This is a genomic window from Streptomyces sp. 13-12-16, from assembly GCF_002114215.1.
GTDB lineage: Bacteria > Actinomycetota > Actinomycetes > Streptomycetales > Streptomycetaceae > Streptomyces.
The window spans coordinates 1-412 of the sequence record NZ_NCTE01001254.1; the positions used below are offsets into that span (position 1 = coordinate 1).

Annotated in this window: 1 pseudogene; it reads left to right on the forward strand. The window is 78.6% G+C overall.

The features are described from left to right. Positions 1 to 412: pseudogene (locus B7767_RS38815) on the forward strand (beta-galactosidase); the annotation flags it as partial.

Below are 412 nucleotides of genomic sequence, written 5' to 3' on the forward strand. Positions count from 1 at the left end.
CCCGTCGCCCGTGGCGACCGGCGTGCGCCCCGCCGTCGACGGCGACCGGATCGCTCTGGGCCCGGCGGTCTTCGACGCCCGCACCGGCGCGCCGCGCACCCTCCTCGGTGTGCCGGTGAGCGGTCTGCGGCTGGACGTGTGGCGGGCGACGACCGACAACGACGACGGGGCGACCTGGCAGACGGACACCCGGTACGGGCCGCTCTGGCGCGAGCTGGGCCTGCACCGCATGCGGCACCGGCTGGAGGCCGTCGAGACGGACGGCGACGCGCTGACCGTACGGACCCGGGTGGCGCCCGCCGGCCGGGAGACGGGCCTGCGCACGGCGTACCGCTGGACCTCCGACGGCACACGGGTGCGGCTGACCGTCTCGGTCGTGCCGGAGGGCGAGTGGCGGGGGGCGCCGCCCCCC